This is a genomic window from Enterobacter sp. D2, assembly GCF_034427575.1.
In the GTDB taxonomy this organism is placed as follows: domain Bacteria; phylum Pseudomonadota; class Gammaproteobacteria; order Enterobacterales; family Enterobacteriaceae; genus Enterobacter; species Enterobacter cloacae_M.
On the sequence record NZ_JAXQPP010000001.1, the window covers coordinates 533,143 to 548,025 of the forward strand.

At 60.1% G+C, this 14,883-nt stretch carries 11 protein-coding genes; 3 read left to right on the forward strand and 8 right to left on the reverse strand.

The window, feature by feature from the left end; genetic code table 11:
• Nucleotides 1-71 precede the first annotated feature (71 nt).
• Both SPG90_RS02535 and SPG90_RS02540 read right to left on the reverse strand, forming a co-directional pair.
• A complete protein-coding gene (locus SPG90_RS02535; protein ID WP_322407902.1) occupies nt 72-2,435 on the reverse strand; it encodes a glycoside hydrolase family 31 protein in 2,364 nt (787 codons plus the stop codon).
• A 17-nt stretch (nt 2,436-2,452) separates the two neighbouring features.
• On the reverse strand, nt 2,453-3,754 hold the full coding sequence (locus SPG90_RS02540) for an MFS transporter (RefSeq protein WP_045355718.1): 1,302 nt from the start codon (nt 3,752-3,754) through the stop codon (nt 2,453-2,455).
• 288 nt (nt 3,755-4,042) lie between these two features.
• Between SPG90_RS02540 and SPG90_RS02545 the strand changes: the two genes are divergently transcribed.
• Nucleotides 4,043-5,116 (forward strand): LacI family DNA-binding transcriptional regulator, encoded by a 1,074-nt coding sequence (locus SPG90_RS02545; protein WP_047173467.1) that lies wholly within the window; start codon nt 4,043-4,045, stop codon nt 5,114-5,116.
• On the opposite strand, the gene SPG90_RS02550 is transcribed toward SPG90_RS02545, so the two are convergent.
• The 4 genes from SPG90_RS02550 to SPG90_RS02565 all read right to left on the reverse strand — a co-directional run bounded on the left by SPG90_RS02550 (nt 5,113) and on the right by SPG90_RS02565 (nt 10,883).
• A complete protein-coding gene (locus SPG90_RS02550; protein WP_126302842.1) occupies nt 5,113-6,369 on the reverse strand; it encodes a DUF1479 domain-containing protein in 1,257 nt (418 codons plus the stop codon). The two genes, SPG90_RS02545 and SPG90_RS02550, sit on opposite strands and share 4 nt — an antisense overlap.
• A 149-nt stretch (nt 6,370-6,518) precedes the next feature.
• A complete protein-coding gene (locus tag SPG90_RS02555) occupies nt 6,519-7,334 on the reverse strand; it encodes a Cof-type HAD-IIB family hydrolase (protein WP_126302841.1) in 816 nt (271 codons plus the stop codon).
• A gap of 212 nt (nt 7,335-7,546) precedes the next feature.
• On the reverse strand, nt 7,547-9,979 hold the full coding sequence (locus tag SPG90_RS02560; RefSeq protein ID WP_126302840.1) for a formate C-acetyltransferase/glycerol dehydratase family glycyl radical enzyme: 2,433 nt from the start codon (nt 9,977-9,979) through the stop codon (nt 7,547-7,549).
• 4 nt (nt 9,980-9,983) lie between these two features.
• Complete coding sequence (locus SPG90_RS02565; protein ID WP_126302839.1) at nt 9,984-10,883, reverse strand: glycyl-radical enzyme activating protein; 900 nt, start codon at nt 10,881-10,883, stop codon at nt 9,984-9,986.
• Nucleotides 10,884-11,011: 128 nt separating this feature from the next.
• Here SPG90_RS02565 and fsa point away from each other — a divergent pair, with 128 nt between their 5' ends.
• Nucleotides 11,012-11,674 carry a fructose-6-phosphate aldolase gene (gene fsa / locus SPG90_RS02570; protein ID WP_045355713.1) on the forward strand — a complete coding sequence of 221 codons (663 nt, stop codon included), beginning with the start codon at nt 11,012-11,014 and terminating at the stop codon, nt 11,672-11,674.
• A gap of 89 nt (nt 11,675-11,763) precedes the next feature.
• Here the strand turns inward: fsa and moeB are convergent, their stop codons facing one another.
• Together moeB and moeA are read right to left on the reverse strand one after the other, a co-directional pair.
• A complete protein-coding gene (gene moeB, locus SPG90_RS02575) occupies nt 11,764-12,516 on the reverse strand; it encodes a molybdopterin-synthase adenylyltransferase MoeB (RefSeq protein ID WP_047173471.1) in 753 nt (250 codons plus the stop codon).
• Nucleotide 12,517: 1 nt separating this feature from the next.
• A complete protein-coding gene (moeA, locus tag SPG90_RS02580; protein ID WP_213751019.1) occupies nt 12,518-13,750 on the reverse strand; it encodes a molybdopterin molybdotransferase MoeA in 1,233 nt (410 codons plus the stop codon).
• 188 nt (nt 13,751-13,938) lie between these two features.
• Between moeA and iaaA the strand changes: the two genes are divergently transcribed.
• Nucleotides 13,939-14,877, forward strand: coding sequence for a beta-aspartyl-peptidase (gene iaaA, locus SPG90_RS02585; RefSeq protein WP_047173473.1), 939 nt, complete (start codon nt 13,939-13,941; stop codon nt 14,875-14,877).
• Nucleotides 14,878-14,883: the final 6 nt, after the last annotated feature.

Here is a 14,883-nt window from a genome sequence, read left to right on the forward strand (position 1 = left end):
TTAGGGAAAGGGGGCGTGCCTTTATTCCCTCTCCCTGTGGGAGAGGGTCAGGGTGAGGGCATCAGGCCGTACTAGATCACCCACTCGCCCCCTTCAACCCCGTTCACCAGCAGCGTACGTTTTTCCCCTACAGGCAGCGACACCTTAAGCGATTTCCACGCCGGACGATAATCCCCGCGCGCGTTGACCTTCAGGTTGATGGTTGCGCCGTCGCACACCATTTCCCACTCCACCCACAGCGCGTTGCCGTCCTGGTAGCCCCAGCTTTCGCCGTCGTCTTCAAACAGCATTCCGGAGGTTGTCCCGACGCCTTTTACCGGGAACAGCTTCAGCTCGCGTGCCGTATCTTTTTCGGCATTCACATGCGTGATGCGCTCGCTCAGCGGCAGACCGGCACCGGCGCGCACCAGCAACGGCAGTTTTTCCAGCGGCGCGTCGAGGACGATTGACTGGCCGCCCGCATACCACGCGTGGGTGTAAAAATCATACCAGCCGGTGGCGTTATCCGGCAGCCAGACGCGGCGCTCGCGCTGCCCGGCTTCGACGACGCTGGCCACCAGCAGGTCGCGGCCCAGCAGGAAGTCATCGCACTCCTCAAACGTCTGCGCATCATGCTCGTGGTCGAGGAAGGTCGGGCGTAGCATCGGCTCGTCGTCGGCATGCGCCTGCCAGAGCAGGGTATAAAGGTACGGCAGCAGGCGGTAGCGCAGCTCAACCGCGCCGCGAACGGCTGGCGTGACGCCCGGGTACATCCACGGCTCGTTCACGGTGTGGTCATCGTTCCACGAGTGAATGGTAAAGCGCGGGTGCATCACGCCGTTCTGCACCCAGCGTACGAACAGCTCGGCGTCAGGCTTGTCGCCGGAGAAACCGCCGACGTCGTGGCCGACGTTGAACAGGCCGGACAGGCTCATGCCCAGCCCCATGCGGATGTTATAGCGCAGGGTGTCCCAGCTGGTGCGGTTGTCGCCGCTCCAGGTCTGAACGTAGCGCTGCATCCCGGCGCAGCCGGAGCGGGAGATGAGATACGGACGTTTTTCCGGCGCGAAACGCTGCTGCGCTTCCAGCGAGGCGCGCATCATCAGCAGCGGCATCACCGGGCGAATGTGCTTGATGGCGATCTCCTTGCCAAAGCCAAAGCAGCGCGCTTCTCCGTCCCACACTTCATATTCGTTGTTGTCGTTCCAGGTAGAGTCGATGCCCATCTCCAGCAGCTGCGTGGTCACGCCGTTCTGCCACCACTGCACCGTCTGCGGGTTGGTAAAGTCGAGGTGCGAGCCTTCGTCATCCCAGAAGCTGGAACGTTCCGGTGCATCGGTTTCTGAATCGCGAATGAACAGGCCGCTCTCCGCCACTTCGTTATAGTGCGGATGGTCCTGCAGCAGGCACGGCTTGATGTTTGCCGCCAGCTTCAGCCCCGCGTCGTGGAACGCCTGACTCATCACCTTCGGCTGCGGCACCTTGTCATAGTTCCAGTTAAAGACGTAGCGCTTGCCGTTGATAGAGGTATAGCCGGAGGAGAGCTGGAACGAGTCGCACGGGATGGCGTGCTCTTCGCACAGGCGGATGAAGTTCATCAGCTGGTTCTGGGCGTCCGGCGCGTCGGTGTAGTGCATGGTCGAGCCGCTGTAGCCCAGACTCCATTTCGGTCCGAACAGCGTTTTCCCGGTCAGGCGCACGAAGGCTTTGGTGACGTCCAGCACGCGCTTGCCGGTAAAGATGTAGTAATCGATATCGCCCGCTTCCGCCTGCCAGCGACGATAGGCGGTGTGGTAGTTGTCGATTTCGTTACCCAGATCCAGCCAGCAGCTGCTCAGGTTGTCGTAGAACAGGCCGTAGCTGACGTCGTCGCGGCGGGCGATAGTGAACGGAATATGCTTGTAGAGCGGGTCGGTGCTGGCCGCGTTGTACCCCATTGCGTCGAGGTTGCGCATCTCATAGCGCTTGCCGTTGCGCTGCAGATCGCCCGCTTTTTCGCCCAGGCCATAGAAACGCTCGTCCTTGCGGCGGCTGAGGTAGTGCGCCACGCCGTCGCCGTGGGCGTTCAGCAGGTAGGCGCTGGTTGGACGGTCGTTGACCAGCGGCTGCCACTCGCCCGCCTCATTGCGGTAGTGCCACTCCAGCCACAGCGGCTGGTGGACCGTCACGCGCAGCTGTTCGGTTGCCACGGTGAGCGTCTCATCCTGCTGCGTCAGGGTCCAGGCCGGGCAGGAGAAGCCGCTTATATCGTCACGACGGCGGCCTTCCCACGGCACGTCTTTTTCCGGCGCGATGCTCCAGGTGCGGTCCAGCGCCAGCTCGCCTTTGCGTTTGATCAGCACGCGGAACAGGTTCTCTTCCAGCACATACAGGCACAGGCGGTGCTGGTTATCGACCAGCAGTTCCAGATGGTTTGCCGACTGCGTATCAAGGGTCCAGTTTTTCAGGGTTTTCATATGCAATACATCCACTATCAGGCGCGCTTGGCGCGACGTTCAGCAATAAATGCTACCAGGAAGAGAGCGCCAATCAGGTCAAAGAAGCCCATGGCAATAAAGAGCGGGTTAAAGCCGATTTTGTCGGCGGTCACGCCGATTAACAGCGAGAACAGGAAGCTGGCGATCCACGCCGCAGAGCCGCGCATGCCGTTTACGGTCGCCATCTGGCCTTTGTCGAACGACTCAACGACCAGGGCGCTCAGCATGCAGGAGATAATCTGGTGCCCGAAGCCGCCGATGGAGATCAGCACGATGGTGATATACGGGTCACGGGTAATGGCCACGATGCCCAGCGAGATCATCAGGAACGCGCCCGTCACGGAGCTGGCAACGACCGAGTTAACGCGCGAGCAGCCGAACAGACGGGTGTACAGACGCGTCAGGTAGCCACTCGCCACGCTGCCGAGGTCGGCGGCGAGGAACGGCAGCCAGGCAAACATCGCAATCTGCTTCAGGTCCATGCCGTGCTCTTTGGCGAGGTACAGCGGCACCCAGAAGCTCAGCACCGCCCAGGCCGGTTCCGCCATAAAGGCCGGGATGGCGATACCGTAGAAGCGTTTGTTTTTCGAGACGGTTTTCAGCGCGGTCAGGAAGGGCAGTTTCACCGCAGGCGGCTCGTTATCCTGCTTGATGAACGCCAGTTCGTCCTTGCTCAGGTTCGGGTGCTGCTCCGGGTTGTGGTAGAACGCCCACCAGAGGATCACCCACAGCAGCGCCAGCACGCCGGTAAACATGAACGCGCCCTGCCAGCCGAATGACGCGTGAGCAAAGTAGATGATAGGCGGAGCCAGCATCGCGCCGATGGAGAAGCCCACGCCCGCCCAGCCGGCGGCAACGGGTCGCTCTGATTTCGGGAACCATTCGCCGATGGTTTTGGCGTTCGCCGGGGTAGCCGCGGCCTCAGACGCACCCATAAAGAAGCGCAGAATAGCGAGGTGCAGCCAGCTTCCGGCGCCCGCATGGAAGATACACATCAGCGCCCAGATCCCGGCGCAGACCATAAAGCCAATCTTCAGGCCGATGACGTCAATCAGCCAGCCGCACAGGGGCTGGAAAATGGTATAGGCGATCTGGAACGCGCCGACGATCCAGGAGTATTGCTCGGTGGTGATCCCGAGGCTCTCTTTCAGTTCCGGGGCGAGGATCCCGAGTGAGTTTCGGGTGATGTAGTTAACGGTGACGCCAAGTAAGAACAGCACCAGCACGTACCAGCGCAGGTTCTTGATGACGCGACGGGTTTTGCTTGTCGCTACGGTGTTATTGATGTCCTGACTCATTTTACTCTCCACAAGACGGACGGTAAGGGAACGGAGGTTCAGGTGTCACACGGATTTTTATGCCTTTGATTTCTATCCGTTTAAACTGCTTAAGTTGGTATACAACTAGTATGGAAGTTGTGTGACAAGTTCACCTTAAGGAAGAAAATGAGTGGGCAAAAGTGGATTTTGTGCAAAATTTCTCATAACTGACGTAAACCCTCTGGCATGATGGCTTTTATGTCAGCTATTACCTGACCAATACGCTATGAAAATTTTTTCATTTCGCAAATGGAGCCAGATCACAAAATGGACAAAAGGCTAAAAATCACCGAAATCGCGGCCCGGACGCAGCTCTCGATCAGCACCGTATCGCGGGTGCTGGCGGGAAAAGCGAATACCAGTGAAAAAGCGCGCGCGAAGGTGCTGGCGTGCGCGCGGGAGCTGGGGGTGATGGACGGCATGGCGGCAGGGCGTCTGCTGCTTAATAGCCTGGTGGTTTTTGCCCCGCAGCGGGCGTTTGACGAACGGTCCGATATCTTTTACTACCGCGTGATCCAGAGCGTGAGTAAAGGCCTGGCGTCCCACGATGTGCGCCTTCGCTACTGCGCGCTGGAGGAGAACGACAGCGACGCCCAGCTGTTTCTGGCACGCATGAACGAAGCGGACACTCAGGCGGCAATCCTTCTTGGCATCGACGATCCCCATATCCACGATCTGGCGGTGGACGTGGGTAAACCCTGCATGCTGATTAACTGCCGCGACCGGCACATGCGTCTGCCTGCCGTCGCGCCGGACCATCGCGCCATCGGCGAGCGGGCGGCGGAGTACCTGTTCGAGATGGGGCACCGCGAGGTGATGAACGTGCTGTGCCTGCGTCGCTACACCATGGAGCTGCGCCTGTCGGGGATCCGCGACGCGTGGCAGTCTCACAACCTGAAATTCAACGATAAACGCGATCTGCTGGTGGTGCCCAGCTTCAGCGCGCGCGAAACGGAACAGATGGTCAGCAGCTGGCTCAGTGAAGTGCAGGGGAAGGATTTACCTACCGCGTTCCTGGTCGGCGGCGACTTTATGGCGGCGGGCACCATTAGCGCATTACAAAACCACGGCCTGCGCGTGCCGCAGGACGTGTCGGTGATGAGCATTGATGGCTTTAACCTGGCGGCGATTCAGGATGTTCCATTAACGGCGGTGCACGTTCCGCGCGATGAGCTGGGAACCGAAGCGGTATATATGCTCCAGCAGCGGCTTATGCGCCCGGACGCGCCGGTCGGGACGTTACTGCTTAACGGCACGCTGGCCGTGCGGGAATCGGTACGGCGGATACGTCAGGGGAAACGACGCACCGCCGTGGAGCGGGAAGGGCTGTACGACAGTTAAACCATGCCCAGCGCGCGCTTGCCGTGGATGTTGAGATCGTTCACGGTAAAGCGGTCCTGCCAGCTTTTTTCATAATCCTCGCGCGGGAAGTCTCCCGGCGACGCGCCGGTTTCCAGCGCTTTCTTGACCTTCTTAGCGTAGGCGTGGTTTTTCTCGCACATCGGCGCGGCAGGGATGTACATCACGTTGCCCCAGCCCTGCTGATTTTCCACCGGCGCCACGGAGTGGATCACATCGCAGTGCCACCACACGGAATCACCCGCCTCGAGTGCCGGTATGCTGCTTAATGCCTCGATCAGCAGCGGGTGCCACTTCTCGGAAACCGGCAGCACGCGCCCCGGCGCTACGCCGCACAGCTCGTCTTCCGGCACGTCGTCCAGCAGCGGACGCAGCAGAATGTAAGCCATCGCTTCCGGGATTGGCACCACGTGCAGCAGCCCCTGACCTAGGATCATGTCCGACAGCGCCGTCCAGCCCTGGAAGGTGCGGAACACCGAGCATTTGGTGGTGTTATCGACGGTGTACTCTTCCACTTCGGTACGGTGCGCGGCGTTCCACGGATCGTACTTGTCGACATTGCCGTCAAACACGCGGGCAAAGACCTGCTGATAGGCTGGCAGCAGCCAGCGCTCCAGCGCGCCGGAGTCGGTATGCGCCCCAAGCCCTTTCGAGGTCGTTCCCGGCGGGCGGCGGCGGATACGGTCCGGGTAAATCACGCTCACGTCCGGGTTGAACCACTGCTTGCCGTTGCTCTCGAATGTCCATAAACGGTTCAGGAACGACTGCACCTGCGCCATCTCTTCGCTCTGGCGCGCCTGCATTTGCGCCTGAGACCAGTAAATCGGGTAAATCTCCGGACGAGAGGCCGTCAGGGTGCCGAAGAAGTTATCGCCCGGGCCTTTGTAGACCTCGTCAAACTTATTCAGATCGAGGTAGTCGAGCATCGACTGATCCCACGCCAGCGCCTGCTCGCGCGGGAAATGACCTTTAATCACCGTGCAGCCGCGGCGTTTTACCGCCTCGCGCTGTGCGTCGGTAATCGTGCCGTTTTTCACATCCGCAAACGGAATCACCGGCCAGACGGATTCGCCTTTGTTCTTAAGCGCGTTGATTTCCGCCACGCGGGTGGCAATTTTGTCGCTGAGCTTATTAAACACCGCCTGCACGTCGCCGATCTGCGCTCGCAGCTCACGTTTTAACTGACGGATTGCCGCTTTGTGGTCCGCTGGTAAGGTTTCACTGGTAAAGGTCATAACTGCCTCGCATCTTTCATTCGAAAGTAAAAATGTCTACAAGTGATACTTTAAGTTAAAATTAAGTTAATGCAAGTTTAAAAACTTGACGCAAGCCACAGGTCGGAAAAAGAGTGAGAGGCCGGAGCGACGCTCCGGCGAGGAAAGGATCAGAGATCGAACGGGGAATGGTTGTCGAGCACGGCCTGAATCACGTTCAGCGCGCCCTGATGGTTGTTGTCGTCTGTGCCGTAGCGGCTGATTTCTTTGATGCTCTCTGCCGCGTTGCCCATCGCAAAGGAATATTTCACCAGCTTCAGCATCTCGGCATCATTGCCGCTGTCCCCAATGGCCACGCACTCCTGCGGGGAGATTTTCCAGCGTTTCAGCAGACGACTGATGCCGTTGGCCTTGTGCAGGCCGGGGATAATCAAATCGACAAAACCAAAGCCGCTGGTGACCGGCTTCATAATGCCGTCCAGGGAGACGTGCAGTTTATCCACCAGATTAGGGATATCGCTGTCCGGCAGGTTTAGGGAGAACTTAAACAGTACGTCGTCAATTTCGCGGTAATCGCTGATGCGCTTTAAGCGGTGATAGTGCTTTGACATCAGCGCCACGAACGCTTCAGGAGCCTTATCGCTGACGTACGCGCTCTCCAGTCCGCAGGCCACGAAGTTCAGCCCTTTATCTTTCAGCAGTTCGCCAATCACGATCTGCGATTCATGACGCGTCAGCTCGCCGTGGAAAATCTGTTCGCCGCGATCGAACACCAGCGCGCCGTTTTCCGCCACGAAGGAGATCCGATCTTTCAGCTCCGGAAAGAAGGAGATGAGCTGGTAATACTGGTTGCCGCTAGCAACAACGAATTCAATGTCGCGGGCTTTAAGCTGTTCAAACTGTGCCTGGAAGCGGTCACGATCGTACTGCTTGGCATCATCAAGGAAAGTTCCGTCCATATCGGTGACGATAACTTTAACGGTCATACTGTGCTCCTGGGTCACTGCGTTTTGAAACATTCTAATAACAAGGTGACGGGGAGCACAAATTTAATTTCATTCGAAAGTAAAAGCAAAACGGCAACCGAGGTTGCCGTTTTTAGTGTTTTCTCCCTCTCCCACGGGGAGAGGGAGAGGGCCGGGGTGAGGGCATCAGCGTGCGCATATCCCCTCACCATCAAGAGTGATGGGATATGCCGTTACAGCGTATGCTCAGTACGGGCGATAATATCGTCCTGCGCATCCGGCGACAGGGCGGTGAAGAATGCCGAGTAGCCCGCGACGCGCACCACGAGATCGCGATACTGGTCAGGATGTTTCTTCGCTTCCAGCAGCGTTTCGCGCGAGACGATGTTGTACTGAATATGCCAGCCTTTATGCACTTCGAAGAAGGTGCGCAGCAGCACCATCAGCTTCTGGCGATCGCTGTCGTTTTCCAGCGTCGACGGGTTCAGCTTCTGGTTAAGCAGCACGCCGCCGAGAATCGCTTCCGTCGGCAGTTTACCCACCGAGCCAATTACCGCCGTTGGGCCGAGGTGGTCCGTACCGGAAGCCGGGCTTGCTCCTTCCGCCAGCGGGGTGTGCGCCTTACGTCCGTCCGGCGTGGCCATCGTTGCCGCGCCAAACGGCACGTTTGCGGAGATGGAAGAGGTGCCCGCGTAGTAGTTACCGCCAATCGGGCCGCGGCCGTGGCGCGGGTTGTGGTACTGCTTAAGCTCTTCGATGTAGGTCTGATAGGCGCGCGTCAGCAGCATGTCCACGCTGTCGTCGTCGTTGCCGTACTTCGGCGCGCCGTTGATCAGGCGCTGACGCAGCTGCTCGTGGGTCAGTCCGTCGAAGTCATCCGCCAGCGCCGCCGCCAGCTGCTGCTGACCAATAGTGCCCTGCTCGAACACCAGCTTCTTCACCGCCGCCAGGCTGTTGCCGAGGTTGGCGATGCCCACCTGCAGGCCGGAGACCCAGTCGTACTTCGCGCCGCCCTGCTTGATGCTTTTCGCGCGTTCGATGCAGTCGTCCACCAGCGCCGAGCAGAGAATATCGTGGACGTTCTCTTCCAGCATGGTGTCCACCACGTACTCAATCTCGATGGACTTGCGGGTGTAGTAGCGGATCTGGCTATCCCACGCCGCCATCACTTCGTCGAAGTTGTCGAAGTTACCAGCGGAGAGCGCTTTTTCCTGCGGCAGGAACACCTTGCCGCTGGTGGCGTCGCGGCCGCCTTCCAGCGCGGCCAGCATCACGCGGGCGAAGTTGATAAAGCTCATGCCGGTACAGCGGTAGCCCCACTTGCCGCCCACCGCGGTTTCGATGCAGCCGATGGCCGCGTAGTCGTAGGCGTCGTTTCGTTCAACGCCGAGCTTGATGAATTCCGGAATGACGATTTCATCGTTGTTGAACGCGGGCATCCCGAAGCCGCAGCGGATCACCTGCACGCAGGCGTCGAGGAAGTCGTTGCTCATGCCCGCGTGGTAGCGCACGCTCAGGTTCGGCTGGGTGGAGCGCAGGCGACCGCAGGATTCCAGAATCGCGTAGGAGAGCGGGTTCACCGCGTCCATCGGCTCGCCGTTGACCAGCTTCTGGCCGCCGATGGTGACGTTCTGGTACAGCGGGCTGCCGGCGGAAGCTTTCGAGTGTGAGCCGGAGCGGATCTTGTTCACTTCCAGCAGCTTCAGCCAGCAGCTGTGCAGCAGCTCGATAGCGTGTTCGCGATCCAGGCTCTGGTTCAGCTCCACGTCGCGGCGGTAGTACGGATACAGGTACTGGTCCATACGCGCGAAGGAGACGGAGTGGCCGTTGGACTCAATCTGCAGGATCAGCTGAATGAAGTAGCACAGCTGCAGCGCCTGCCAGAAGGTTTTTGGCGGCTCGTGGGCAATGATGTCGCAGTTTTCCGCCATCGCCAGCAGCTCGTCGCGGCGGCTTTCGCGGGTTTCCGTAGATGCCATCTCGCGCGCCAGGTCGGCGAAGCGTTTGATGTGCAGGCTTACCGCTTCCAGCACGATATCAATCGCCTTCAGGAACTGCTCACCGTGCAGGTCTTCCAGCACCGTCAGGTTGATGCGCGAGCGGCGTTCGGCCACTTTGGCGCGCAGGCCGTCGAGGCCTTTCTCCAGCACCAGCGGGAAGTTGACCGCCAGGTGCGCGTCACCGGAGGTCATGTTGCCTTCGGCTTTGATAATGCCGGTTTCCAGCAGGCCTTTCTGCTCGTCGGTGAACATGCCGTAGCAGCGATCCTGCACCGTCTGGCCGCGCCACCACGGGCAGATGTCGTGCAGCACGCGCTTGTTCTCTTCGCTCACCGCAAAGCCCGCGCCCGGGCGGTCCGCCAGATCGTCGATCTCTTTCTCAATCCAGGAGACGGTGTATTCCGGGAAAATCGGCGCGGCGCGCACTTCGCTTGCCTGGTTACCGATAATTAGCTCATCGTGTTTGATCCAGATGGTGCGCTCGGCCAGGTGATGCGCCAGCGCGAGGGCGCGACGCACCGGGATCGGTTTGTCCGTGTGCTGCTGGTACATTTCGGTGTAATGCTGCGCGCGCTCGGTACAGACCGGCGGCTTGACGATATGCACCAGCGCCGTTTTGTGCGCCTTAATGCGCTCGCTGAGGGTGTTGAGATTCAGGGTCGTCATAGGTTTATCCTCGTAAGGTCGCGGTTAACCCTTTCTGGCAGGCGTACTGCTGCGCGAAGTCCAGCAGGTCAGGGTTATCCAGCGGTTTGTCAGGGGCAGAGTAGGATTGGCCGAGCAGGGTGTATTTGTTCATGCCCAGCGTGTGATACGGCAGAAAATGAATATCCTCGACGCCGAGTTCGTCGGCGGCGAAGTTGGTAATGGCGGTTACGGACGCTTCATCGGCGTTAAAGCCCTGGATCAGCGGCACGCGGATGGTGATTTTTTTCCCGGCTGCGGCAAGACGTTTCAGGTTATCCTGGATCCGCTTAGCCGAACCGTCCGTCCACTGTTTGAACACCTCACCGTCGACGTGCTTCAGGTCGGCGAGGAACAGATCGACGTAGGGTAATGACGGCTCGATGTAATGCCACGGCACGTGGAGGCAGGTTTCCACGGCAGTGTGGATCCCCTGTTCGTGGCTGGCTTTAAACAGGGCCTGTGCCAGTTCGGGGTTCATAAACGGCTCGCCGCCGGAGAGGGTGATCCCGCCGCCGCTGCGGTCGTAAAAGGGCTTGTCGCGCAGTACGGTTGCCATGATCTCCGAGACCTGCTGTTCTTCACCGCAGACGGTCAGCGCCTGCGTCGGGCAACAGTCGGTAAGCGCGTTGAGCGTCTCTTCACTCAGCTTTTCGCGATGGATGACCAGGCCATTCAGCGCGCGTTCGATGCAGCCCGGCGCCGCCTGCTGGCACAGGTCGCAGCCGTCCAGGCACAGGCGCGCATCAAACAGCACGTCCCGGCTGCGGGAGCGGCTTTCCGGGTTCTGACACCAGCGACAGCCCAGCGAGCAGCCTTTCAGGAACACCACGGTTCGAATACCGGGGCCGTCGTGGGTAGAGTAACGCTGAATATTGAAGATCATGATTTCGCCTCTCTCATTGCATATGAAGATTAAATTACTTTCGAATGAAAGCCATCTTGATGCAGGTCAACTACTGAGCAGGTTTTGTCGTGATAGGGTAAGTGCAGGCTAATTTTGAGGGTGACATCATGGAACTTTATCTCGACACATCTGACGTTGCGGCAGTCAAAAAGCTGGCGCGTATCTTCCCGCTGGCGGGCGTGACCACCAACCCAAGCATTGTGGCGGCAGGTAAAACGCCGCTGGACGAGCTGCTGCCTGCGCTGCACGACGCGCTGGGCGGTAAAGGCCGTCTGTTCGCCCAGGTGATGGCTACCACCGCCGAAGGGATGGTGGAGGACGCGCTTAAGCTGCGCGCCATCATTAACGACCTGGTAGTAAAAGTGCCGGTGACCGCCGAAGGGCTGGCGGCGATCAAGATGCTGAAAGCGGAAGGGATCCCGACGCTGGGTACGGCGGTTTACGGTGCTGCGCAGGGGATGCTCTCCGCGCTGGCGGGTGCAGAGTATGTGGCGCCTTACGTTAACCGCGTGGACGCGCAGGGCGGGGACGGGATCCAGACCGTGGTTGAACTGCAGCAGCTGCTGACGCTGCACGCCCCGCAGTCAAAGGTGCTGGCCGCGAGCTTCAAAACGCCGCGTCAGGCGCTGGACTGCCTGCTGGCAGGCTGCGAGTCCATCACGCTGCCGCTGGACGTGGCGCAGCAGTTTATTACCTCTCCGGCCGTGGATGCGGCGATTGTGAAGTTTGAGCAGGACTGGCAGGGGGCGTTTGGACGGACGTCGATCTGACGGGTGCAGCCTGATGCCCTCACCCCAACCCTCTCCCACAGGGAGAGGGAGCAAACACTAAAACGGCAACCTGAAGGTTGCCGTTTGCTTTAACCTCCGCAAACCTCACACCCCGGGTTACGCATCAGCTTCATCTCGCGGAACTGGCAGGTCATCGCGTCATACATCACGATTTTCCCCGCTGCAGGCGTGCCGTAGCGCGCCAGCACTTTGATCGCTTCCATCGCCTGCAGGGAGCCAATCACGCCGACGAGCGGCGCCATCACGCCCGCCTCAACGCAGGTCAGCGCGTTCTCGCCGAACAGGCGGCTCAGGCAGCGGTAGCAGGGTTCGCCTTCCGCGTACGTGAAGACGCTGATTTGCCCCTCCATGCGGATCGCCGCGCCGGAGACCAGCGGGATTTTGTGGGCAAAACAGCCTGCGTTCAGCTGGTTACGGACGGCGACGTTATCGGTGCAGTCCAGCACCAGGTCATGCTGCGCAATCTGCGCCGACAGCGCGCCGTTATCCAGCATCGCGTCAATCAGGGTGAACTGAACGTTGGGGTTGATGCGCGCCAGCGCCGAGCGGGCAGAGTCCACTTTCGGCTGGCCAACCGTCGCGTCGCTGTGCAGCGTCTGGCGCTGGAGATTTGACACCGACACGGTATCGAAATCCAGCAGCGTCATCCTGCCCACGCCCGCCGCCGCAAGATACTGCGCGGCGGAGCAGCCAAGACCGCCGAGCCCAACAACCAGCACGCTTGCTGCCTTAAGCGCTTCCTGGCCTTCGAAATCAAACCCGCGCAGCACAATCTGGCGGTTGTAGCGCATCATCTCCGGGTCGCTCAGCTCCACCGTCATGTCAGCCTCCGAACAGGTGGTTAAAACGCTCGATCTCAACCCACTCGCCTGCTTCCACATTGCCGCGCTCGCGCTCCAGCACGATAAAGCAGTTGCCCTGGCTGAAGGAGCTGAAAATGTGTGAGCCCTGGTGCCCGGTGGTGCTCACTTCCAGCTCGCCGTCCGCGTTGCGCGCCAGGATACCGCGCTGGAAATCGAGGCGGCCCGGCGATTTTTTCAGGCGCGTGGCGGCGCGCACGCGCTGGCGTTCCGGCAGCGGGCTGGCGCTGTTGCCGGAAAGCTTCGCCAGCAGCGGGATCACCAGCTGGTAGAAGGTGAGTGCCGCCGAGACCGGATTACCCGGCAGGCCGCAGAACCAGCCGTGCGTGAGCTTGCCAAACGCGAACGGTTTGCCCGGCTTGATGGCCAGCTTCCAGAAGGCGATTTCCCCCAGCTCTTCAAGGATGGTTTTGGTGTAATCCGCTTCGCCCACGGAGACGCCGCCAGAGCTGATAACCACGTCGGCGGCGTTATCCGCCTCGATAAACGCGGCGCGCAGTTTTTCCGGATCGTCAGGAATAATGCCGAGGTTAATCACCTCGCAGCCCAGCTGCTCCAGCATCAGGTGTACCGCCAGGCGGTTGGTGTCGTAAATCTGACCGTCCTGCAGCGGCTGGCCCGGAAGCTGCAGCTCGTCACCGGTGGAGAAAACGGCAACGCGCACTTTACGGATAACGTCGATTTCAGCCACGCCGAGCGACGCCAGCACCGGCAGCTCACCTGCCGTCAGCTTCTGCCCGGCAGAAAAGACCGTCGCGCCAAGGGTGATATCTTCGCCCGTGCGGCGGATGTTCTGGCCCGCTTTAACGTTCGCGGTAAAACGCACGCCGCCGTCGGTCTGTTCTGTCTCTTCCTGCATCACAACGGCGTCGCAGCCGGCCGGAACCGGCGCGCCGGTCATGATGCGCACGCAGGTGCCCGCAGGCCATTCACCGCTAAACGGCTGGCCCGCAAAGGCTTTACCCGCCACCGGCAGGGCGTCACCCGTCTGGAGATCCGCCAGGCGTACCGCGTAACCGTCCATCGCGGAATTATCAAACCCCGGCACGTTGAGCGGAGAGACGATATCGCGTGCGGCAATACGGCCAAAACAGCGCACGAGGGGCAGCGTCTCAACGTCATGCAGCGGGGAAACTCGGTCAAGCATCTGCGTGAGTGCCGTCTCAAGCGGCATCAGTCCTGCGGTAAAATCCATGGTGGGCTCCTGCGGAGTAACAACGAAAGCGCTCATTATGGCAGAAAAGTGCGGCTAACTGTATGACCCGATGGGTGTACGCTTTACATCACAGTTACGTCTTTCTATATTCAAAAATCATCTGAAGTTTCGTCGACGATAATGATATTTATAGAAAAAGCCGCAAATCAGGCTAACGGGTGATGCGAATGGTTAATGCGGTAATCGCAATTCATGGTGGCGCCGGGGCAATCACCCGAGCACAGCTCAGTCCCGAGCAGGAAAAGCGCTATATCGACGCGCTGTACGCCATTGTGGAAACGGGCCAGAAAATGCTGGAAGCGGGCGAAAGCGCGCTGGACGTGGTCACCGAGGCGGTGCGCCTGCTGGAAGAGTGTCCGTTATTTAATGCCGGGATCGGTTCGGTCTTTACCCGGGATGAAACGCACGAGTTGGATGCCTGCGTGATGGACGGCGTCACCCTGAAAGCGGGCGCCGTGGCGGGCGTGAGCCATCTGCGTAATCCGGTGCTGGCGGCGCGTCTGGTGATGGAGGCGAGTTCGCACGTGCTGCTGACGGGGGCCGGGGCGGAGGCGTTTGCCTTCGAGCACGGGATGGAACCGGTATCGCCGGATCTGTTTTCCACGGAGGAGCGCTACCAGCAGCTGCTGGAGGCCCGTTCGGCGGGCATGACGCAGCTTGACCATACAGCGCCGCTGGATGAAACCACTAAAATGGGCACGGTCGGCGCGGTGGCGCTGGATAAGGCCGGAAACCTCGCGGCGGCAACGTCAACGGGCGGGATGACCAACAAGCTGCCCGGGCGCGTCGGCGATAGCCCGCTGCCGGGCGCCGGCTGCTACGCCAATAATGCGACGGCGGCGGTGTCGTGTACCGGAACCGGGGAAGTGTTTATCCGCGCCCTTGCGGCCTATGACATTACCGCGCTGATGGATTACGGCGGCTTAAGCCTGAGCGAGGCCTGCGAGCGCGTGTTGATGGAAAAACTACCTGCCCTGGGCGGCGTCGGCGGGCTCATTGCGGTGGATCGTGAGGGCAACGTGGCCCTGCCGTTCAACAGCGAAGGCATGTACCGCGCCTGGGGCTATGCCGGTGATGAACCGAGCACGGGGATCTATCGTGAATAAGGGGGC

Coding starts and splice junctions, on each gene's coding strand:
- SPG90_RS02535 (WP_322407902.1), bottom strand. CDS start 2,435: ATGAAAACCCTGAAAAACTGGACCCTTGATACGCAGTCGGCAAACCAT.
- SPG90_RS02540 (WP_045355718.1), bottom strand. CDS start 3,754: ATGAGTCAGGACATCAATAACACCGTAGCGACAAGCAAAACCCGTCGC.
- SPG90_RS02545 (WP_047173467.1), top strand. CDS start 4,043: ATGGACAAAAGGCTAAAAATCACCGAAATCGCGGCCCGGACGCAGCTC.
- SPG90_RS02550 (WP_126302842.1), bottom strand. CDS start 6,369: ATGACCTTTACCAGTGAAACCTTACCAGCGGACCACAAAGCGGCAATC.
- SPG90_RS02555 (WP_126302841.1), bottom strand. CDS start 7,334: ATGACCGTTAAAGTTATCGTCACCGATATGGACGGAACTTTCCTTGAT.
- SPG90_RS02560 (WP_126302840.1), bottom strand. CDS start 9,979: ATGACGACCCTGAATCTCAACACCCTCAGCGAGCGCATTAAGGCGCAC.
- SPG90_RS02565 (WP_126302839.1), bottom strand. CDS start 10,883: ATGATCTTCAATATTCAGCGTTACTCTACCCACGACGGCCCCGGTATT.
- fsa (WP_045355713.1), top strand. CDS start 11,012: ATGGAACTTTATCTCGACACATCTGACGTTGCGGCAGTCAAAAAGCTG.
- moeB (WP_047173471.1), bottom strand. CDS start 12,516: ATGACGGTGGAGCTGAGCGACCCGGAGATGATGCGCTACAACCGCCAG.
- moeA (WP_213751019.1), bottom strand. CDS start 13,750: ATGGATTTTACCGCAGGACTGATGCCGCTTGAGACGGCACTCACGCAG.
- iaaA (WP_047173473.1), top strand. CDS start 13,939: ATGGTTAATGCGGTAATCGCAATTCATGGTGGCGCCGGGGCAATCACC.